The 20,466-nt window shown below is 58.4% G+C and carries 17 protein-coding genes; 8 read left to right on the top strand and 9 right to left on the bottom strand.

The genetic code is table 11. From position 1 onward, the window contains the following. Positions 1 to 68: 68 nt before the first annotated feature. Together exuR and AFK63_RS16080 are read right to left on the bottom strand one after the other, a co-directional pair. A complete protein-coding gene (exuR, locus tag AFK63_RS16085; RefSeq protein WP_038865378.1) occupies positions 69 to 848 on the bottom strand; it encodes a transcriptional regulator ExuR in 780 nt (259 codons plus the stop codon). A 113-nt stretch (positions 849 to 961) separates the two neighbouring features. After that, the gene (locus tag AFK63_RS16080) at positions 962 to 2,263 is read right to left on the bottom strand and encodes an MFS transporter (RefSeq protein WP_038865377.1); all 1,302 of its coding nucleotides are present in this window, start codon (positions 2,261 to 2,263) and stop codon (positions 962 to 964) included. A gap of 472 nt (positions 2,264 to 2,735) precedes the next feature. On the opposite strand from AFK63_RS16080, the gene uxaC reads away from it, so the two are divergent. The 3 genes from uxaC to AFK63_RS16065 all read left to right on the top strand — a co-directional run bounded on the left by uxaC (position 2,736) and on the right by AFK63_RS16065 (position 6,272). Then, positions 2,736 to 4,148 (top strand): glucuronate isomerase, encoded by a 1,413-nt coding sequence (uxaC, locus tag AFK63_RS16075; protein WP_038865376.1) that lies wholly within the window; start codon positions 2,736 to 2,738, stop codon positions 4,146 to 4,148. 17 nt (positions 4,149 to 4,165) lie between these two features. Next, positions 4,166 to 5,653: a UxaA family hydrolase gene (locus tag AFK63_RS16070; protein ID WP_038865375.1), complete on the top strand. Its 1,488-nt coding sequence runs from the start codon at positions 4,166 to 4,168 to the stop codon at positions 5,651 to 5,653. Positions 5,654 to 5,729: 76 nt separating this feature from the next. Then, a complete protein-coding gene (locus AFK63_RS16065) occupies positions 5,730 to 6,272 on the top strand; it encodes a YgjV family protein (RefSeq protein ID WP_038865374.1) in 543 nt (180 codons plus the stop codon). Between the two features lie 33 nt (positions 6,273 to 6,305). Here AFK63_RS16065 and sstT read toward each other — a convergent pair whose 3' ends face one another. From sstT to AFK63_RS16040, 5 genes are all read right to left on the bottom strand, one after another. Further along, positions 6,306 to 7,553: a serine/threonine transporter SstT gene (gene sstT, locus AFK63_RS16060; protein WP_038865372.1), complete on the bottom strand. Its 1,248-nt coding sequence runs from the start codon at positions 7,551 to 7,553 to the stop codon at positions 6,306 to 6,308. Between the two features lie 293 nt (positions 7,554 to 7,846). Then, a complete protein-coding gene (locus AFK63_RS16055) occupies positions 7,847 to 8,815 on the bottom strand; it encodes a TerC family protein (protein ID WP_038865370.1) in 969 nt (322 codons plus the stop codon). Positions 8,816 to 9,106: 291 nt separating this feature from the next. Beyond that, complete coding sequence (locus tag AFK63_RS16050; protein ID WP_038865368.1) at positions 9,107 to 10,105, bottom strand: Gfo/Idh/MocA family protein; 999 nt, start codon at positions 10,103 to 10,105, stop codon at positions 9,107 to 9,109. An 83-nt stretch (positions 10,106 to 10,188) separates the two neighbouring features. Further along, the gene (locus AFK63_RS16045) at positions 10,189 to 10,881 is read right to left on the bottom strand and encodes a SanA/YdcF family protein (RefSeq protein ID WP_038865366.1); all 693 of its coding nucleotides are present in this window, start codon (positions 10,879 to 10,881) and stop codon (positions 10,189 to 10,191) included. Positions 10,882 to 10,907: 26 nt separating this feature from the next. Next, a complete protein-coding gene (locus AFK63_RS16040; RefSeq protein WP_038865365.1) occupies positions 10,908 to 11,420 on the bottom strand; it encodes a M48 metallopeptidase family protein in 513 nt (170 codons plus the stop codon). 85 nt (positions 11,421 to 11,505) lie between these two features. Between AFK63_RS16040 and rlmG the strand changes: the two genes are divergently transcribed. Further along, positions 11,506 to 12,636, top strand: coding sequence for a 23S rRNA (guanine(1835)-N(2))-methyltransferase RlmG (gene rlmG, locus AFK63_RS16035; protein WP_038865363.1), 1,131 nt, complete (start codon positions 11,506 to 11,508; stop codon positions 12,634 to 12,636). 806 nt (positions 12,637 to 13,442) lie between these two features. Here the strand turns inward: rlmG and AFK63_RS16030 are convergent. Further along, positions 13,443 to 15,461, bottom strand: a complete 2,019-nt coding sequence (locus AFK63_RS16030) for an NADPH-dependent 2,4-dienoyl-CoA reductase (RefSeq protein WP_038865356.1) — start codon at positions 15,459 to 15,461, stop codon at positions 13,443 to 13,445. A gap of 49 nt (positions 15,462 to 15,510) precedes the next feature. On the opposite strand from AFK63_RS16030, the gene AFK63_RS21735 reads away from it, so the two are divergent. Beyond that, positions 15,511 to 15,642 carry a hypothetical protein gene (locus tag AFK63_RS21735; RefSeq protein ID WP_263656816.1) on the top strand — a complete coding sequence of 44 codons (132 nt, stop codon included), beginning with the start codon at positions 15,511 to 15,513 and terminating at the stop codon, positions 15,640 to 15,642. Here AFK63_RS21735 and ygjG read toward each other — a convergent pair. Beyond that, positions 15,639 to 17,036: a putrescine aminotransferase gene (gene ygjG, locus AFK63_RS16020; protein ID WP_071603741.1), complete on the bottom strand. Its 1,398-nt coding sequence runs from the start codon at positions 17,034 to 17,036 to the stop codon at positions 15,639 to 15,641. The genes AFK63_RS21735 and ygjG overlap by 4 nt on opposite strands. Positions 17,037 to 17,135: 99 nt before the next feature. Here ygjG and AFK63_RS21435 point away from each other — a divergent pair, with 99 nt between their 5' ends. The 3 genes from AFK63_RS21435 to AFK63_RS16010 all read left to right on the top strand — a co-directional run bounded on the left by AFK63_RS21435 (position 17,136) and on the right by AFK63_RS16010 (position 20,048). Then, positions 17,136 to 17,324, top strand: coding sequence for a hypothetical protein (locus tag AFK63_RS21435; protein WP_155884339.1), 189 nt, complete (start codon positions 17,136 to 17,138; stop codon positions 17,322 to 17,324). Positions 17,325 to 17,446: 122 nt separating this feature from the next. Next, complete coding sequence (locus AFK63_RS16015; RefSeq protein ID WP_038865354.1) at positions 17,447 to 18,334, top strand: diguanylate cyclase; 888 nt, start codon at positions 17,447 to 17,449, stop codon at positions 18,332 to 18,334. Between the two features lie 190 nt (positions 18,335 to 18,524). Next, entirely contained in the window at positions 18,525 to 20,048 is a 1,524-nt protein-coding gene (locus AFK63_RS16010) for a methyl-accepting chemotaxis protein (RefSeq protein WP_038865352.1), read from the top strand. The last annotated feature ends 418 nt before the right edge of the window (positions 20,049 to 20,466 follow it).

The raw sequence follows: 20,466 nt of genomic DNA, 5'->3' as shown, positions 1-20,466 counted from the left end.
ACGCTGGCGAGGGTATTTACACACGCTGACACTATATATGGTTTGCTTACCCTCGCGCCAGGAAGGGATTACTTTTCGCTGTTTGCCGCCGCGTCGAGGTGAACCACCGGATTTTCCGCAAAAAGGTAGCGGTCGGCGTTGAATTCAAAGTCGTCGCTGGTTTCGTTAAACAGCATCTGTTTGGTGTTCTCAAGATGTTGCCACATGGCGAGTTTGGCGCCGTGCGGGTCTTTACGAATCAGCGCCTTAAGGATGTTATCGTGATCGTCGCACCAGTTATCGACGGTGCGCAAATCGATATGTTCGTGCAGTTTTTTCCAGTACGGGTTATGAACGCGCTGCGTCCACATTTTTTCGACAATCGCTGCGAGCGCGCTGTTCTGCGTCGCGAGCGCCACCTGAACGTGAAACTGCAAATCCCATTCGGAGTCGCGGAAGAATTTCTCATTACGCGCTTTCTCCTGGATCTCCATCAGTTTGATAATGTCCTGCTTGGTGACCTGCGTGGCGGCGAATTCGGCGATATTGCTCTCGATAAGCTGGCGGGCCTGTAACAGTTCAAACGGGCCATAGCTTGCGAATTCAAACTCCTGCTCGGGGGCGGACGCATGGTGTTTGGCCTGGTTTGCAATCACATGAATACCGGAGCCTTTACGCACCTCAACGTAGCCTTCGACTTCCAGCATGATGATGGCTTCACGCACCACGGTGCGGCTGACGTTTTTCTCATCGGCGATAACGCGCTCGGCAGGCAGTTTTTCACCCACCTGATAAACGCCGTTTTCAATGCGTTGCTTAAGCTCGGCGGCGAGTTGTTGATACAGACGACGCGGTTCTGCGATTTCCATGTGCGACTCCAGTGAACACAATACTGCTTAGATTTGTTATACCACTTTTCCGGTGTACCCTCCACTCGACGCCCATGAAAAAGCCGCCCGCAGGCGGCTTTCAGAAAGATTAATCAGTGTTGTGTGACGGGGGTGCCACTTCGCGCTTCTTGTTCAAGCTCGCTGGCGGGTTTGTTTTTCAGTACCGTCCAGATAACCAGCGCGCCCAGCAGGTCGAACACCGCCAGAACGGCGAACAGCGGGCTGAAGCCAAGCGTATCGGCAAGCGCGCCGACCACCAGAGCGAACAGGGTGCTTGCCGTCCAGGCGGCCATGCCGGTCAGGCCGTTGGCGGTCGCTACTTCGTTACGGCCAAATACGTCGGAAGAGAGCGTAATCAGCGCGCCGGAGAGCGACTGGTGCGCGAAACCGCCGACGCACAGCAGCGCAATCGCGACATACGGGCTCGTAAACAGGCCAATCATGCCAGGGCCAATCATCAGCACCGCGCCCATGGTGACGACCAGTTTACGGGAGACAATCAGGTTCACGCCAAACCAGCGCTGGAACAGCGGAGGCAGGTAGCCGCCGACGATACAGCCGAGATCCGCGAACAGCATTGGCATCCAGGCGAACATGGCGATCTCTTTCAGGTTGAAGCCGTACACTTTAAACATAAACAGCGGGATCCAGGCGTTGAATGTGCCCCAGGCCGGTTCCGCCAGGAAGCGCGGCAGCGCGATGCCCCAGAACTGCCGGGTGCGGACTATCTGCCACGGCGACATTTTTTTGGAATTGTTGGTCTGATGCTGCGCTTCCTGACCGCCAATGATGTATTCGCGCTCTTCTTCCGTCAGTTTTTTCTGATCGCGCGGATGTTTGTAGAAAATCAGCCAGGCCATCGCCCAGGCGAAGCTCAGCACGCCGGAGATAATAAAGGCCATTTCCCAGCTGTGCATGACGATGGCCCACACCACCAGCGGCGGCGCGATCATGGCGCCAATAGAAGAACCCACGTTGAAATAACCCACCGCGATGGAGCGCTCTTTCGCCGGGAACCACTCAGAACTGGCTTTCAGGCCCGCCGGGATCATCGCCGCTTCGGCCGCGCCCACTGCGCCGCGCGCCAGCGCCAGGCCGCCCCAGCTGCCTGCCAGCGCGGTTGCGCCGCAGAACACCGCCCAGGTGACAGCGAAGAAGGCGTAGCCGATTTTGGTGCCGAGGATATCCAGCACGTAACCTGCCACCGGTTGCATGACGGTGTACGCTGCGGAATAGGCCGCAATGATATAAGAGTATTGTTGCGTGGAGATGTGCAGCTCTTCCATCAGGGTTGGCGCTGCGGCCGCCACGGTGTTACGGGTCAGGTAGCCCAGCACGGTGCCCAGCGTCACCAGTGCAATCATGTACCATCGTAACCCTTTAATTTTACGCATTGGAAACCTCATCGTTTAATCGTTCGCCCCGCAGGCCAGCGTGTCGCCAGGTTTACGGGCTACTCATTCAGTAACGGGAGGCGCGCCGGAGGTGTTATCGGTGCCGCCCACGCCTTGCCATTCAGTATTCATGGGATCAATCCGGTATCCGTTCCGGCTAATGGGATGAATGCTCATCCCTCAATACATTCCGTGGGTTTATATGTTGCGACGGCAGAAAGATAACTTGTCATACAGCTTTAAAAGTTGAGAGCCATCACAAAAGCATCTTTCTTTGTAGGGTTACGTCAGGGGCGGCGCGAAGCCAGAGGTGGCGCGGGCTGGGGCGGTGTTTACTCCGAAAAGGGTACTTTATTTGTGTGCTTTTATTGATCTGACTCACGAAAATAGCTTCGGTCACTGGAAATTGGTGTGATAACTTTGTCAGCATCATGCTAACGCATCTGAAATACTGGCTCAGAGGAAGCATAAAATGACCCCGTTTATGACCGAAGATTTCCTGCTCGATACTGAATTTGCCCGCCGCCTGTACCACGACTACGCTAAAGACCAGCCAATTTTCGACTATCACTGCCACCTGCCGCCGCAGCAGATTGCCGAAAATTACCGTTTTAAAAACCTGTATGACATCTGGCTGAAAGGCGACCACTACAAATGGCGCGCGATGCGCACCAACGGCGTGCCGGAGCGTCTGTGTACCGGCGATGCGAGCGACCGCGAGAAGTTCGACGCGTGGGCCGCCACCGTGCCGCATACCATCGGCAACCCGCTCTATCACTGGACCCATCTGGAGCTGCGCCGTCCGTTTGGTATCACCGGCAAACTGTTGTCGCCGAAAACCGCGGATGAAATCTGGGAGCAGTGCAATGACCTGCTGGCGCAGGACGCGTTCAGCGCGCGCGGCATCATGCAGCAGATGAAGGTGAAAATGGTCGGCACCACCGACGATCCGGTGGATTCGCTGGCGCATCACGCGACCATCGCGCAGGACAGCAGCTTCAGCGTCAAAGTGCTGCCGAGCTGGCGTCCGGATAAAGCGTTCAACATTGAGCAGCCGACCTTTAACGATTACATGGCGAAGCTCGCTGAAGTCTCCGATACCGAGATTCGGCGCTTCACCGACCTGCAAACCGCGCTGACGAAGCGTCTCGATCACTTCGCCGCCCACGGCTGTAAAGTGTCGGACCACGCGCTGGATGTGGTGCTGTTTGCCGAGGCGAACGAAGCTGAACTCGACAGCATTCTGGCGCGCCGTCTGGCGGGCGAGACGTTAAGCGAGCATGAAGTGGCGCAGTTTAAAACTGCCGTGCTGGTCTGGCTGGGGGCGGAATATGCCCGTCGCGGCTGGGTGCAGCAGTACCACATCGGCGCGCTGCGCAATAACAACCAGCGCCAGTTCCAACTGCTGGGGCCGGACGTCGGTTTTGACTCCATTAACGACCGTCCGCTGGCGGAAGCGCTGTCAAAACTGCTGAGCAAACAGAACGAAGACAACCTGCTGCCGAAAACCATTCTTTACTGCCTGAACCCGCGCGATAACGAAGTGCTCGGCACCATGATCGGCAACTTCCAGGGCGAAGGGATGCCAGGCAAGATGCAGTTCGGCTCCGGCTGGTGGTTTAACGATCAGAAAGACGGCATGGAGCGTCAGATGACCCAGCTCGCGCAGCTTGGCCTGCTGAGCCGCTTCGTCGGCATGCTGACCGACAGCCGCAGCTTCCTGTCCTATACCCGTCATGAATACTTCCGCCGCATTCTGTGCCAGATGATCGGCCGTTGGGTGGAAGCCGGCGAAGCGCCCGCGGATATCGACCTGTTGGGCGAGATGGTGAAAAACATCTGCTTCAACAACGCCCGCGACTACTTCGCCATTGAACTCAACTAAGGCCCTTTGAGGTTGATATGCAATACATCAGGATCCATTCGCAGGATAACGTTGCGGTAGCGCTGGCGGATCTGGCCGAAGGCACGGTCATCGTCATTGACGGGATCTCCGTCATGCTGCTTCAGCCAGTGACGCGCGGGCATAAGTTTGCGCTGCTGCCCATCGCGCAGGGAGAGAACGTCATTAAATATGGCCTGCCGATAGGCCATGCGCTGGCGGATATCGCGCCAGGCGAACATATTCACTCCCATAATACCCGCACCAATCTCAGCGATCTGGACGAGTATAGCTATCAACCCGAAGCGCCCCACACCAGCCAGCAAATGGGCGACCGCGAGGTGCAAATCTACCGCCGCGCAAGCGGCGAAGTGGGCATTCGCAACGAACTCTGGATCCTGCCGACCGTGGGCTGCGTCAACGGCATCGCGCGGCAGATCCAGAACCGTTTCCTTAAAGAAACAAACGACGCCGAAGACATCGACGGCGTATTTCTCTTCAGCCATACCTATGGCTGTTCGCAGCTTGGCGACGACCACATTAATACCCGCACCATGCTGCAAAACATGGTGCGTCACCCGAACGCCGGGGCGGTGCTGGTGATTGGTCTGGGCTGTGAGAACAATCAGGTGGACGCGTTTCGCGACACGCTGGGCGCTTTCGACCCGGCGCGCGTGCATTTTATGGTTTGCCAGCACCAGGACGATGAAGTGGAGGTGGGCCTTGAGCATCTCCACGCGCTGTATGAGGCGATGCGTCATGACCGACGCGAGCCGGGTAAACTCAGCGAGCTGAAGTTTGGGCTGGAGTGCGGCGGCTCGGACGGCCTGTCCGGCATCACTGCCAACCCGATGCTGGGGCGTTTCTCCGACTACGTGATTGCCAACGGCGGCACCACGGTGCTGACCGAAGTACCGGAGATGTTCGGCGCGGAGCGTATTCTGATGAGCCACTGCCGCGATGAAGCGACGTTTGAGAAAACCGTCACCATGGTGAACGACTTCAAACAGTACTTTATTGCCCACAACCAGCCGATTTACGAAAACCCGTCGCCGGGCAACAAAGCCGGGGGCATCACCACGCTTGAAGAGAAATCGCTCGGCTGTACCCAGAAGGCCGGGGCAAGCCAGGTGGTGGACGTGCTGCGCTACGGCGAGCGTCTGCATACCCCGGGGCTTAATCTGCTGAGCGCGCCGGGTAATGACGCCGTCGCCACCAGCGCGCTGGCGGGCGCAGGCTGCCATATGGTGCTGTTCAGCACCGGACGCGGCACGCCTTATGGCGGCTTTGTGCCGACGGTGAAAATTGCTACCAACAGCGAGCTGGCGGCGAAAAAACCGCACTGGATAGACTTCGACGCGGGTCAGTTGCTGCACGGCACCGCGATGCCGCAACTGCTGGAGAAATTTGTCGACAGCATTGTGGAGATTGCCTCCGGCAAGCCGACCTGTAACGAGAAAAATGACTTCCGCGAGCTGGCTATTTTTAAAAGCGGCGTCACTTTGTAGCATGCCTTCGCTCTGCTAAGATAAAACGGCGTTTCATTATTTGAAGCGCCGTTTCTTTTTTCGACAAGGATCCTTCATGACCGCGTATTGGCTTGCCCAGGGCGTTGGGGTCATCGCCTTTCTTATCGGCATCACCACCTTTTTCAACCGCGACGAGCGGCGCTTCAAGCTGCAACTGGCGCTCTATAGCGCCGTTATCGGCGGTCACTTTTTTCTGATGGGCGCAACGCCTGCCGGAATGAGCGCGGAGCTGAACGCGCTGCGAACGGTGATTTCGCTGCGTACCCGCAGCCTGTGGGTGATGACGCTGTTTATCGTCCTCACCCTGACGCTCGGCCTCGTAAAGCTGCATCATGTCATCGAACTGCTGCCTGTCATCGGCACCGTCGCCAGCACCTGGGCGCTGTTTCGCTGTACGGGGCTGACCACCCGCTGCGTGATGTGGTGCTCCACCGCCTGCTGGGTCACGCACAACTTCTGGATTGGCTCCATCGGCGGCACGCTGATTGAAGGCAGTTTTCTTATCATTAACGGCCTGAACATCATTCGTTTCTGGCGGATGAAAAAACGCGGCATCGATCCGTTTAAGGTCGAAAAAGAGGTAGTGGAGAAGGGGTAAAACACCGGCGGCCCGCAGACCGCCGGCGAGGCGTCAGTTACGCAGCGCGTTGCTTGCGAGACGCGCATCTTCCGCCTGGCACGCGGCCGCGGTGAAGATGACGTCGGTGGAGGAGTTCAGCGCGGTTTCGCAGGAATCCTGCAATACGCCGATGATAAAGCCCACCGCCACTACCTGCATGGCGACGTCGTTCGGGATGCCGAACATATTGCACGCCAGCGGGATCAGCAGCAGCGAACCGCCCGCCACGCCCGACGCGCCACAGGCGCACAGCGACGCCACCACGCTCAGCAGCAGCGCGGTCGGTACATCCACTGCAATACCGAGCGTATGCACCGCCGCGAGCGTCAGCACCGTAATGGTGATCGCCGCGCCTGCCATATTGATGGTCGCGCCAAGCGGGATCGACACCGAGTACGTATCGCGATCCAGATTGAGCTTCTCGCACAGCGCCATATTAACCGGAATATTCGCCGCCGAGCTGCGGGTGAAGAACGCCGTCACGCCGCTTTCACGCAGGCAGGCGAACACCAGCGGATACGGGTTGCGGCGAATTTTCGCAAACACGATCAGCGGGTTTATCACCAGCGCCACCAGCAGCATACAGCCGACCAGCACCACCAGCAGCTGCGCATAGCCCCACAGCGTGTCGAAACCGGTGGTGGCGAGCGTGGACGCGACCAGGCCGAAAATACCGATGGGAGCGAAGCGGATCACCAGCTTCACCATAAAGGTGACCGCGTCGGACATATCGTTGACCAGGTTTTTGGTCGTCTCATTGCCGTGGCGCAGCGCGAAGCCGAGACCCACAGCCCAGACCAGAATGCCGATGTAATTGCCCTTCAGCAGCGCGTCTACCGGGTTTGCCACCATGCTGAGCAGCAAGTCACGCAACACGCCCACGATGCCTGTCGGCGGCGTGATTTCCGTCGCGCCCGCCACCAGATGCAGCGTCGAGGGGAAGAGGAAGCTGAACAGCACGGCGGTCAGGGCCGCGGAGAATGTGCCCAGCAGATAGAGCCAGAGGATCGGGCGGATATTGGTTTTCTGCCCGTGCTTGTGGTTGGCGATGGACGCCATCACCAGCATCAGCACCAGCACCGGAGCCACGGCCTTCAGCGCGCCGACAAACAGCGTGCCGAGCAGCCCGACGGCGACGGCGGCGGGTTTAGAAACCCAGGCGAGCAGAATACCGAGCACCAGGCCCACCAGGATCTGTTTTACCAGACTGCCCTGCGCCAGGCGGCGCAGCAGACCGCCGCCCTGAGATTGCGTCGTCATACCTATTTCCTTCAGAAGTGATGTGGTTGCATCCACGTCGTGTTCTTAAGCCACGTTTATTCAGGATGTAACAAAAGTTTGCACGGACGAGTATAGGGATTTGTCGGCCCGGAGGAAGGGGATAGTGCTGGATTTTCTGAAGTGCTCCCGTTTTTTAACTATCTATTAACGGTATTGTGACAAAATCAACAATTCCATCATGGCGCGCATTGCAAAAGCGCGGGCAGTACTCACTGATAAAAAAACGCCGCCCGCGTCATCACGGGCGGCGTCGTTAGCCTCAGCGCAGCGAATTACTCCGCCAGTTTTTTCCTGTCATTGCGATGGTTCACCCAGGCGTTAATCAGCAGCGTCACGACCAGAATGCCGCCCACCACGCTAAGCGAAATCGCGATCGGGATGTGGTAGAAGTCGACAATCAGCATCTTGATACCGATAAACACCAGGATGACCGACAAACCATATTTCAGCATTGAGAAGCGCTCCGCCACGCCCGCCAGCAGGAAGTACATGGCGCGCAGACCGAGGATGGCGAACAGGTTAGAGGTCAGCACGATAAACGGGTCGGTCGTGACAGCAAAGATAGCCGGGATGCTGTCCACCGCGAAAATCACGTCGCTCAGTTCGACCATTATCAGCACCAGCAGCAGCGGCGTGGCGTAGAGCAGGCCGTTTTTACGCACAAAAAAGTGCTCGCTTTCGATGCTGTCCGTCATGCGCAGATGCCCGCGCAGCCAGCGCACCAGCGGCTTATCGCCGATTCCGCCTTCATCTTCTTTCGCCAGCGCCATTTTCACGCCGGTAAAGAGCAGGAACGCGCCGAAGACGTAGAGCAGCCATTCAAACTGCGTGATAAGCCAGCTGCCGGCGAAAATCATAATGGTACGCAGCACGATAGCGCCCAGTACGCCGTAAATCAGCACCCGGCGCTGCAATGCAGGCGGCACGGCGAAATAGCTGAACAGCATCAGCCAGACAAAGACGTTATCCACCGCGAGGGCTTTTTCGATGAGATAACCGGTCAGGAAGGCAAGGGCCTGCGTATCCGCAACCTCACGTCCGGCGGTGCCGGTGAGATACCACCAGAACGCGGCGTTAAACAGCAGAGAAAGCGATACCCAGACGATAGACCAGGCGGCCGCCTGCTTCATGGTCATAGCGTGCGCGCCGCGACGCCCCTGAAGCAGAAGGTCGATAGCCAGCATAATCACCACGACGACGGCGAAACCGCCCCACAGCAAGGGAGTGCCGACAGTATTCATAAGCTAAATCCTCAAAAACAAAAAAGGCTAACGTCAGAAGACGTCAGCCGCTTTGCTTAAGAGCACCGCACAGACCTCGCCTTCCGGCAAGGTCTCACTTACAGCCGCCGCGTTATCCGCGCGTCGCAAGCATTGCTGCCAACGTGCTGATAACGGACTCGCTGCCCGACGACCGGATGCATGGCATCGTAATGACGACCGTCGACAATGAAGTTACTCCCCTTTGCAAGTAACAAAATATTACAGGACATTTATGCGGTCAATGTCTTGCCGGGGCGCTTTTACAAAGCTTTACGCCGGGAGCGGCGCGCTGACGTCATCGGCCGGGAATCTTACGCCGGTCTGGGCGCGAATTTCCGTGAGCAGTTTGGCTGTCGTACGGCTGACCGCAAGGCCCGGATGATTGACTTCGTGCTCTTCCACCAGGCGGGCGAACGTTTCTGCTTCATACAGCATAGTATTAATATGCTGCGGCAGGGTCAGTTCCTGCGGTTTTCCGCCGCGCGGAATAAAGGTAATGCGCTGGCATTCTGAGAGTTTTTCAATGACCAGCGCGCCCGCTTCGCCCTGAATTTCGCTCGGCAGCGTCGAGTCGCTCACTTTGGAGTGCAGCAGCGTGACGCCGAAATCGCCGTAGTTCATCTGGACGGTGCCGTGCGCGTCTACGCCGCTCTCCAGCAGGCTGGCGGTGGCTTTCACGTCATGCGGTTCACCCCACAGCGCGACGGCGCTGGCGAGCGTATAAAAACCGATATCCATGACAGAGCCATTTGAAAACGCCGGGTTAAAGGTATTCGGGTTTTCGCCATCAAGATAGCGCTGGTAGCGCGAGGAATACTGGCAGTAGTTAAACAGCGCCTTGCGCAGTTTGCCCACTTTCGGCAGCGCCTGTTGCAGCGCGATAAAATTCGGCAGGCTGGCGGTTTTGAACGCCTCGAACAGCACCACCTGATTTTCACGCGCGCAGGCGATAGCCGCTTCCACTTCCCGCAGGTTAGAGGCCAGCGGCTTTTCGCAAATCACATGCTTTTTATGGTTCAGAAACAGGCACGACTGCGAAAAGTGCAGCGCGTTGGGGCTGGCGAGGTAGACCGCGTCGACGGCGTCGCTCTGCGCCAGGGCCTCAAGCGAGGTGAAGAGATGCTCCACCGGGTAATCGCTGGCGAACGCCTGCGCCTGTTCGAGGCTTCGGGAGTAGACGGCGGTCAGCGTGAATTTGCCCGTCTCGTGGGCGGCATCGACAAACTGGCGGGTGATCCAGTTCGTTCCAACAACGGCGAAACGTATCATAAAGGCGTGTCTTCTCCGGCAGTGAATATCTTTTCAGAGTAACACGCGTAAATGACAAAACCAGTGCGCGCGAGCGCAGAACGCTACGGCGTGGCGGCGTAAATATTGCACCCGCGCGGCGCGTCGTTGGGGCCTATCGCCACCTTCGGGCCGAGAAAATGCGGCTCGCGGCGAAGCCAGCGCGCATCCAGCACCGCACGCACGCGGGCGAACCGTTCGCGCAGCAGCGTGTACTGAGTATGCCGGAGTGCCGGATCTTCGGCGTTAAAGCCGATGGCGTCGATGCCGTAATGTTGCGCCAGGTAAACCGCGCGCGCGTTATGAAACGCCTGCGAGATAATCGTGATGCGGGTCTCCTGAAACACTTCGCGGGCGCGCACCACCGAGTCGAGCGTCGAAAAACCGGCGTAGTCGCAGAAAATCGCCGTGGCAGGCACGCCGCGACGGTTCAGCGCTTCGGCCATCGCCGTCGGTTCGTCGTAATCGGCGCGGCTGTTATCGCCGCTTACCAGCAGCCAGGAGACTTTCCCCGCGTGGTAGAGCGCCGCCGCAGCCTCGATGCGTCGGTTGAAAAAACGGTTGTCGGGGCGGGCGCCCAGCACCAGCCCGACCTTGCGGGCCGGCGTGTTCGCGACCGCTTCATACAGCCTGCCGTCAGCGGCGCGTGTGACCGTGCGGTCGGCGGCGATAATCGCGATAACCGACAGCAGCGCGCCGGTGAACGCCAGCAGGGCGGTCACGGCGAAAAAGCGTTTCCAGCGGGAAGGGATTGTCATGATGCATCCTTGCAAAAAAGTTCGCGCTACGGCGTCTGGCCGCCGCTTTGCGCAAGCGTCAGTTGAGTCAGCCACAGGCGGGTGTCGAATTCGAGCTGATGATACTGCGGCTCCATATGGCAGCAAAGCTGATAAAAGGCTTTGTTATGCGCTTTCTCTTTAATATGCGCCAGCTCATGCACCACGATCATCCGCAGAAAATCCTCCGGCGCCTGGCGAAACACCGTAGCGACGCGAATTTCCGCCTTCGCTTTCAGCTTCCCGCCCTGCACGCGTGAGATGGCGGTATGCAGCCCGAGCGCGTGTTTCATCACGTGGATTTTGTTGTCATAGGCCACTTTATTCAGCGGCGGAGCGCTGCGCAGATAGCGGTTTTTCAGCCCCTGCGCGTAGTCGTACAGCGCTTTATCGGTGGTAATCAGATGCTTGTGCGGATAACGCTTTTCCAGCACCTCGCCGAGGCGATTCTGGTCTATCAGCGTGCGCACCTGGGCAAGCAGCGATTCCGGGTAGCCCTGGAGATACGTCAGTGTGGTCATCACGGCCTCAGCGGGTGAAAAAAAGGTTTACTCAGGGGTGTAATTAAGGGATAAAACGCGCGGATTTTACCATTCGGGAGGGCCGATGAGCCAGGTGGAGTTACTTAATCAAACACTGACGCTGCAGCGTTTTCCGCCAATGCCGGAAGAGACGCCGCTGCAGGCCTGGGAAGCGGCGGATGAATACCTGCTGCAACAGGTTGAACAGCCTGGCGGCCCGGTGCTGATTTTCAACGACAGCTTCGGCGCGCTCGCCTGCGCGCTTGCGCACACCCGCCCGGTCAGCATCAACGACTCCTTTATCGCGCATCAGGCCACGCGCCATAACCTGCGCCTGAATGATATCGACGAATCACGGGTGACGATGCAGGACAGCCTGAGCCCGCTGCCCGCCGCGCCGGCGCTGGTGTTAATAAAAATCCCCAAACAGCTCGCGCTGCTGGAGCAACAGTTGCGTGCGCTGCGTAAGGTTGCGACGCCGCAAACGCGCATTATCGCGGGCGCCAAAGCGCGCGATATTCATAACTCTACGCTTGCGCTGTTTGAGAGCATTTTAGGGCCGACGACCACGACGCTCGCCTGGAAAAAGGCGCGTCTGATCCATTGCGCGTTCAATGCCCCGGCGCTTGACGACGCGCCCGAGACTTTAAGCTGGAAACTCGACGGCACCCCGTGGACGATTCATAACCACGCCAGCGTGTTTTCCCGCGCATCCCTGGATATTGGCGCGCGCTTCTTTATGCAGCATCTGCCGGAAGCGGTGGAAGGGGAGATGGTGGATCTCGGCTGCGGCAACGGCGTTATCGGTATGACGCTCCTGGCGCAGAACCCGCAGGCGCGGGTGCGGTTTGTCGACGAGTCGTATATGGCCGTGGCCTCAAGCCGACTGAATGTTGAAAGCAACCAGCCGGACGCGCTCGCGCGCTGCGATTTCCAGGTCAATAACGCGCTGACGGGCGTTGAGCCGGAAAGCTTTCACGCGGTGCTCTGCAACCCGCCGTTTCATCAGCAGCACGCCATTACCGATCATATCGCCTGGCAGATGTTTCAGGATGCCCGCCGCTGCCTGAAATGGGGCGGCGAGCTGCGCATCGTCGGCAACCGCCATCTCGATTATTTCCGCAAGCTGAAGAAGATTTTCGGCAATTGCACGACCATCGCGACCAACAATAAGTTTGTGGTCTTGAAAGCGGTGAAGCTGCGTAAGAGCCGGTAAGGGCACGCCCGCCGTTGTGGCTCTGTAGGCGGGTAAGCGAAGGCGCATCCGCCGTGTCGGAGTGAAGGAAATATGTGCGCGCGGTGAACACGTTCCGTTCGCCATCACGCCGCGTTTCTATGTGCGCTTCTCTCACGCGAACGTGCAAAGGGGGCTCGCCGCCGCCCCCTTTGCAATCCCGGCTCCCGGCGGAAATCGGCCCTCATGGGCCGATTTTTTTAGCCGGAGTAAAACCATCGGTTTAAAGTCAGCTTCGCCAGAGCTAAAAATGGTGGGTGCGCATTCGCTTACCCACCCTACAACGTAATGTCTGCTTCGCCTGCGCAAATAAAAGGTGGGTGCGCTTCGCTTACCCACCCTACATCCTATGAGGGAGCCTCAATCGTAGGGCGGATAAGCGCAGCGCACCCGCCGTCACAGAACGTAAGAGGACCGGCGAGGCAGGGTAAATATATGAGGGTCGTGAACACGTTCCGTTCGCCATCACGCCGCGTTTCTATGCGCGCTTCTCTCACGCGAACGTGCAAAGGGGGCTCGCCGCCGCCCCCTTTGCAATCCCGGCTCCCGGCGGAAATCGGCCCTCATGGGCCGATTTTTTTTAGCCGGAGTAAAACCATCGGTTTAAAGTCAGCTTCGCCAGAGCTAAAAATGGTGGGTGCGCATTCGCTTACCCACCCTACAACGTAATGTCTGCTTCGCCTGCGCAAATAAAAGGTGGGTGCGCTACGCTTACCCACCCTACATCCTATGAGGGAGCCTCAATCGTAGGGCGGATAAGCGCAGCGCACCCGCCGTCAGGTTTTCCCTTAAATCTCCAGCGCCAGCTCGGTGCCCTGGGCGATGGCGCGGCGGGCGTCAAGCTCCAGCGCCACATCGCAACCGCCAATCAGATGCACCGGTTTCCCTGCCGCGCGTAGCGGCGCCGCCAGCGCCTGCTGCGGCTCCTGACCGGCGCAGATAATGACGTTATCCACTTCCAGCAACTGCGGCTCGCCGTTGACCAGAATATGCAACCCGCGCTCGTCGATACGCTCATAGCTCACCGCCGCGACCATCTTCACGCCGCGCGCCAGCAGCGTCGCGCGATGGATCCAGCCGGTGGTTTTACCGAGGCCGTCACCGGGTTTGCCCGCCCGGCGCTGCAACATCACTATCTGTCGTGGGCTTTTCGGCAATACCGGCCCTTCCGGGCGCAGGCCGCCAGGCGCGTTCAGGCTGGTGTCGATGCCCCATTCCACGCAAAACTCGGTGATATTCTGGCTGGTGGCTTCCCCCGGCTGGCTCAGGTACATCGCGGTATCAAAGCCGATACCGCCGCAGCCGATAATCGCCACCCGCTGGCCTACCGGGGTTTTATCGCGCAGCACATCGAGATACGTCAGCACCTTCGGGTGAGCAATGCCCTCTATCTGCGGCACGCGCGGCACAATGCCCGTCGCCAGCACGATTTCATCAAACCCCGCCAGCGTCTCAGGCGTGGCCCATTCATTCAGGCGCAGCGTCACGCCGGTCACCTCCAGCATCCGCCGAAAATAGCGCAGCGTCTCGTAAAACTCCTCTTTGCCGGGGATCTGCTTCGCGATATTAAACTGCCCGCCTACCTCCGCACTCGCGTCAAACAGCGTCACCTGATGGCCGCGCTGCGCGGCATTCACCGTGAACGCGAGCCCGGCGGGGCCGGCACCCACCACCGCCAGCCGTTTCGGGGCGCGGGCAGGAGCGGCTATCATTTGCGTCTCATGGCAAGCGCGCGGATTCACCAGGCACGAGGTCACTTTGCCGGCGAAAATCTGGTCGAGGCACGCCTGGTTGCAGCCGATGCACGTGTTGATCTCCGCCTCGCGCCCGCTGGCGGCTTTGGAGAGCAGTTCGGCATCGGCGAGAAACGGACGCGCCATCGACACCATATCGGCATCGCCCGCCGCGAGGATCGCCTCGGCGACGTGCGGATCGTTAATGCGGTTGGTTGTCACCAGCGGCAGACCAGTCTGCCCGCGCAGTTTACGCGTCACCCACGTGAAGGCGCCGCGCGGCACCGGCGTGGCGATGGTTGGAATACGCGCCTCGTGCCAGCCGATACCGGTATTGAGCAGCGTCGCGCCTGCCGCCTCGACGGCTTTTGCAAGCTGCACGGTTTCGGCGAACGTCGACCCGCCTTCGACCAGGTCCAGCATCGACAGGCGGTAAATGATGATGAAATCCTGGCCCACGCGCTCGCGCACCGCGCGCACGACCTCGACGGCAAAACGCATCCGGCGCGCGTAATCGCCGCCCCATTCATCCTCGCGCTGATTGGTGCGCGCCGCAAGAAACTGGTTTATCAGGTAGCCTTCCGAGCCCATGATCTCCACGCCGTCGTAACCGGCCTCACGGGCCAGAGACGCACACTGCGCGAAATCCTCGATTAAGCCGAGGATCCCGTCATGAGAGAGTTCATGGGGCGTAAAACGGTTAATCGGCGCCTGAAGGGGCGAGGGGGCGACGGGATGCGGCTGATAGCTGTAACGCCCGGTGTGCAGGATTTGCAGCGCGATCTTGCCGCCCTCGCGGTGCACCGCGTCGGTAATGATACGGTGATGAGGGAGAAGGCTTGCGTCGTTAAGCACCGCGCCGCCCTGTATCGCCACACCGGAAGGCGAGGGCGCCACGCCGCCGGTGACAATCAGCGCCACGCCGTGACGGGCGCGCTCGGCATAGAACGCCGCCAGCCGCTGTGCGCCGTCCGGATGCTCCTCAAGCCCCGTATGCATGGAGCCCATCAGGACGCGGTTTTTAAGCGTGGTGAAGCCCAGATCGAGCGGGGCGAACAGCGACGGGTAGCTCATAATTGCACTCATCCAGTGTAAAATAATTGTTATGTGGTCGGATGAGTTAATGATTAAGCGATCGCCGGGCAAAAGGGAAAAAGACAATCTGCTGATTGTGATGGCAATCAAATTTCCGGGGCGCGGGAAAGGCGTCGCGTCGTCGGCCCTTGTGGGCGACGACGCGCTGCCTGCGGGTTAGCTTTCGACAGCGATGGCCGCGTCGCTTGGCGTGGTGCTGAGGGTTTTCAGCGCCGTGCGGGCGGCGGCGAGCACCTGTTCGCACTGCTCGATAGTGAGCGTCAGCGGCGGCTCAATGCGAATGGTTTTGGCATTATTGAGCGTGCCTGCCACCAGCACGCGCTGGCGGAACATCTCGCTCGCGAAACGGTAGCCGGTTTCGTTATCGACAAATTCAATCGCCATCAGCATGCCTTTACCGCGCGCTTCCTGTACCAGCTGCGGGTATTCACGTCCGAGCTGGCGGAAGCCGTCCAGCAGCATGTCGCCTTTCTGCTCCGCCTGGGCGGGCAGGTTCTCTTCCAGCAGCACATGGATAGTGGCGAGCGCCGCCGCGCAGGCGAGCGGGTTGCCGCCAAACGTGGTGGTGTGCAGAAACGGGTTATCGAACAGTACCGAGAACACCTCTTCCGTCGCGACCGTCGCGCCAATCGGCATCACGCCGCCGCCCAGCGCTTTGGCGAGACACAGAATGTCCGGCTGCACATTTTCATGCTCGCAGGCGAACATCTTGCCGGTGCGGCCCATACCGGTCTGCACTTCATCAAGGATCAGCAGCGCGCCATACTCATCGCACAGTTTACGCACCGCAGGCAGGTAGCCCGGCGGCGGCAGGATCACCCCGCCTTCGCCCTGAATCGGCTCCAGGATCACGGCCGCCACGTCATCGCCGGTTTTTTTGCATTCACTCAGCAGCTCGCGCAGCGCGTCGATATTGCCGAAGGGCACATGGCGAAAGCCTGGCAGCAGCGGCATAAACGGTTTGCGAAATGCCGCTTTCGCGGTGGCGGAGAGCGCGCCGAGCGATTTACCGTGAAAGGCACCGCTGGCCGCTACAAAGGTGAATTTACCGCGCGGCGACTGATACGCTTTGGCGAGTTTGATCGCCGCCTCGACCGATTCCGTACCGCTGTTGCAGAAGAAACTGTATTTGAGTTTGCCGGGCGTCAGCGCGGCGAGGGTTTTGGCGAGCATGGCTCTTAGCGGATCGAGCAGTTCCTGGCTGTGCAGAGGCTGCTTGGCGAGCTGATTCTCTACGGCGGATACGACAACTGGATTACGGTGCCCCACGTTAAAAATGCCAAACCCACCCAGACAATCGAGGAACTCCTGTCCCTGGGTGTCGACAAGCGTATTAAGACCTCCCGCCTGCCACTCTACGGCTCCGTAATCCCCGCCAGCGGTGACTGATTTTCGATACTCTAAGAACCCTGGATTCACATGCTGCTGGAAGTAGTCGTGCACCTCCCGGTTAAGTGCTTTCATCTCCTCATGCGTCAGCGTGCGCTTTTCGATGAGATTCAGTGCGTGCGCGGTACAGGCAAGAGCCGAGGCGCTGTTAGGTAACCTGTTCAAAATGAGCCCCTTTGGATCGCGTATCACATGATACCGATGATAAGTATTGCAGCCTTTGCGCCACCCCGGCATAAAGCGCGAAAATCGGGATAAACCGCTGTGAAGCCTCAGGGGGCGCGGCATGAAATCATTCTTAAAAATGCCTTGCGGCGCTTCATGCTGCCGCTGACGCAGGCGTCGCAGGCGGGTTCGAGCCGCATTGCACCAGAATGGGGCGACGGCGCGCTGTCATCGCGCATCCGCGGGGCGGATATTTCACCCGATGCGTTTCTTTATATAATTCCTTGAAATCAGGTCGCCCCGGAACTATCGCGCTATTTACTGATTTATCGCCAGGCGGCTTTTAGCGTCATTTATTATGCTCTGACGCTTTCGGATAACGCCGGCGATTTTGGATTGACGAGGTCAGCATGGATTTAGAACAGATCGATTTATCATTAAAAGAATTAAACCAGGCCGTTAAATTACATTATGCGTGGACGGGTAAATTCCTGGAGCTGGCATTATTAGGCAGCGAGCCGGATGATGCTTTTATTCATCCGCAGTCTCATCACTATTGTCGCTTTTGTCAGTGGTTAACCTCACGGGATAATATTGCGGCCCGGCACACCCGATTTATCGATACCATTAACGACACGCATAAAAACATGCACGGCAAAGCGCGCGTGTTAATACAGGCTATCGCCGATAAACAGGTCGATTCCGCTTCTCTGTATGCTTATCACGCGGCGCAGCAGCAGTTCGTGGCGAGCGTGGATGACTACCGCCAGCAGCTGATCTCGCTGCGTAACCTGCATGACGCGCTGACCGGCCTTCCGTTGCGCCACCTGTTGTATGACGATTTCGCGTTTCTCCATGTCCGCGCGCGTGAAGAGACGCTGTGGCTGCTGATTATTGATATCGACCGCTTCAAAAAGGTGAATGACACACTCGGGCATAACGCCGGTGACGATGTGTTGCGCCAGGTAGCCCAGCGCCTGAAAAGCGCCGCGCGCCCTGGCGAGCGGGTGTATCGCTTCGGCGGCGAAGAGTTTATCGCACTGCTGGAGGCCGAAACCCCGCACGCTGCAGCCCGTGCGGGTGTCCGTTTTTGCGACAGCCTGCGTTGCCAGCCGCTCGCTGTTAACGGCGACACGCTATGCGTTACGGCGACCGGCGGCCTTACCCGCGTCCTGGCGCAAGAGACATTGCATGAGGCGATAGGTCGTGCAGATAAAGCCATGTATTTCGGAAAAAATAGTGGTCGCAACCGCTGTATCCTGGCGCATAACGATATTGCGCTGGAAACGCTGGAATAATAAAAACGCACTATTCACTTAAGTAAATTATCGCGATGGTAAATTATCGACGGGGGACATAAAAAATAACGGGCAAACGCGCAAATTGCGAGCTGAATCGAATTTAACAGCTAAAGATAATTTATATATCGCCGACATAACAAAGCAGAAAAAAGAGTAACAATTGGATAACCTGCCTAAGGACGCCGTTATGTCTTCTCAGCCGTTCGTTACGCAGCGCGATGTTGCGCTCGCTAACGACACCACGCTCATGTCCACCACCGATCTGCAAAGCTATATCACGCACGCTAACGACGATTTCGTTGACGTCAGCGGCTATACGATTCAGGAGCTCACCGGCAGCCCACACAATATGGTGCGCCACCCGGATATGCCGAAAGCCGCGTTCGCCGATATGTGGTTCACGCTGAAACAGGGCGAGCCCTGGACCGGGATCGTGAAAAACCGCTGCAAAAACGGCGATCACTACTGGGTGCGCGCCAACGTCGCCCCGATGGTGCGCGGCGGCAAAACGACGGGCTATATGTCGATTCGCACCAAAGCCAGCGCGCAGGAGATAGCGGCAGTGGAGCCGCTTTATAAAGCCCTGCGTGAAGGCCGCAAGCCGCGCCGCCTGTTTAAAGGACTGGTGCTGCGTAACGGCTGGTGGGGCAAACTGCCCGCGCTGCCGCTGCGCTGGCGTCTTCGCGGCGTGATGGCCGCGCTGTTTATCGCCTGGATGGCGGTGATGGCGTGCACCGGCACGCCGCTGCTGGCGCCGGTACTGACGGCGGCGGTGATGCTGCTTATCGGCGGCGCGGCGCTGGAGTGGCAGATTGTCCGCCCGGTGGAGGACGTTGCGCGACAGGCGCTGCGCATCGCCACCGGGGAGTCGCAAAGCATTGAGCATCGTCACCGCATCGATGAAGTTGGCGTGACGCTGCGCGCTATCGGTCAGCTTGGATTAATGTGCCGCTGGCTGATGAATGACGTGTCAGGCCAGGTCAACAACGTACGCAGCGGCAGTGAAACGCTGGCGCGCGGCAATGACGATCTTAACGAGCGCACCCGTCAGACGGTGGTCAATGTGCAGCAGACCGTCACCACCATGAACCAGATGGCGGCGTCGGTGCAGAACAACTCCGCCACCGCGGCGGCGGCGGATAAGCTCTCCAGCGAGGCGAGCGACGCGGCGCGTCTCGGCGGACAGACGATGGAAACCGTGGTTAACACGATGGATGAGATTGCCGACAGTACTCAGCGCATCGGCTCCATCACCGCGCTGATTAACGATATCGCGTTTCAGACCAATATCCTGGCGCTCAATGCCGCCGTGGAAGCGGCGCGCGCGGGCGAGCAGGGCAAGGGCTTTGCCGTGGTGGCAGGCGAGGTGCGTCATCTGGCGAACCGCAGCGCCAATGCCGCCAATGATATCCGCAAGCTTATCGATGCCAGCGCCAGCAAGGTGGAATCCGGTACGGTGCAGGTGCATGAGGCGGGCCGCACGATGCAGGATATCGTCAACCAGGTGGAGAACGTCACGCGCTTAATCGGCCAGATAAGCCAGGCGACCACTGAACAGGCCGACGGGCTTTCCGATCTCACCCGCGCCGTCGCGGAGCTGGATGCCATTACCCGCAAAAACGCGGCGCTGGTGGAAGAGAGCGCGCAGGTGTCGTCGATGGTGAAACATCGCGCCGGCCGTTTGCAGGACGCGGTGACGGTATTGCATTAATGTCGCGGTAAAAGGCGGCGCAGAGCCGCCTTTTTTTGCATGTCCCTCACTTTAAATTTGTCTTTTTGTGCGCTTTTGGCTGCTGGCAATAATGTTGATTTATTGTTAATAATTAATTAAGTAAATGTTTTTAAATTAACCCTTATTTTTCAATAACTTTTCCCATCTTCCTGAACCCCTTCAAAAAACCGCGGCAGGCACCCTGTAATTAATTGCGCGATTAAGTGATCTGGCGCACATTTGGCCGATCAATCCCCGCTTATTAATAGTTAATGGCTATTGTTTATTGGGTTTATCAAAGAGAAAAACGATCAAACTCATAAAGTTACAAAACGGGCGGACGATAACGACTTTTGTCGATCCACGGAGGTTCGGTGGGTCACGTTATCCATTGCTGCGATTTCCGTTTCGCCAGCGT

Source organism: Cronobacter muytjensii ATCC 51329, assembly GCF_001277195.1.
Taxonomy (GTDB): domain Bacteria; phylum Pseudomonadota; class Gammaproteobacteria; order Enterobacterales; family Enterobacteriaceae; genus Cronobacter; species Cronobacter muytjensii.
The sequence above is the reverse complement of the archived record's forward strand: the minus strand, read 5'-3'. Positions and strand labels throughout refer to the sequence as shown.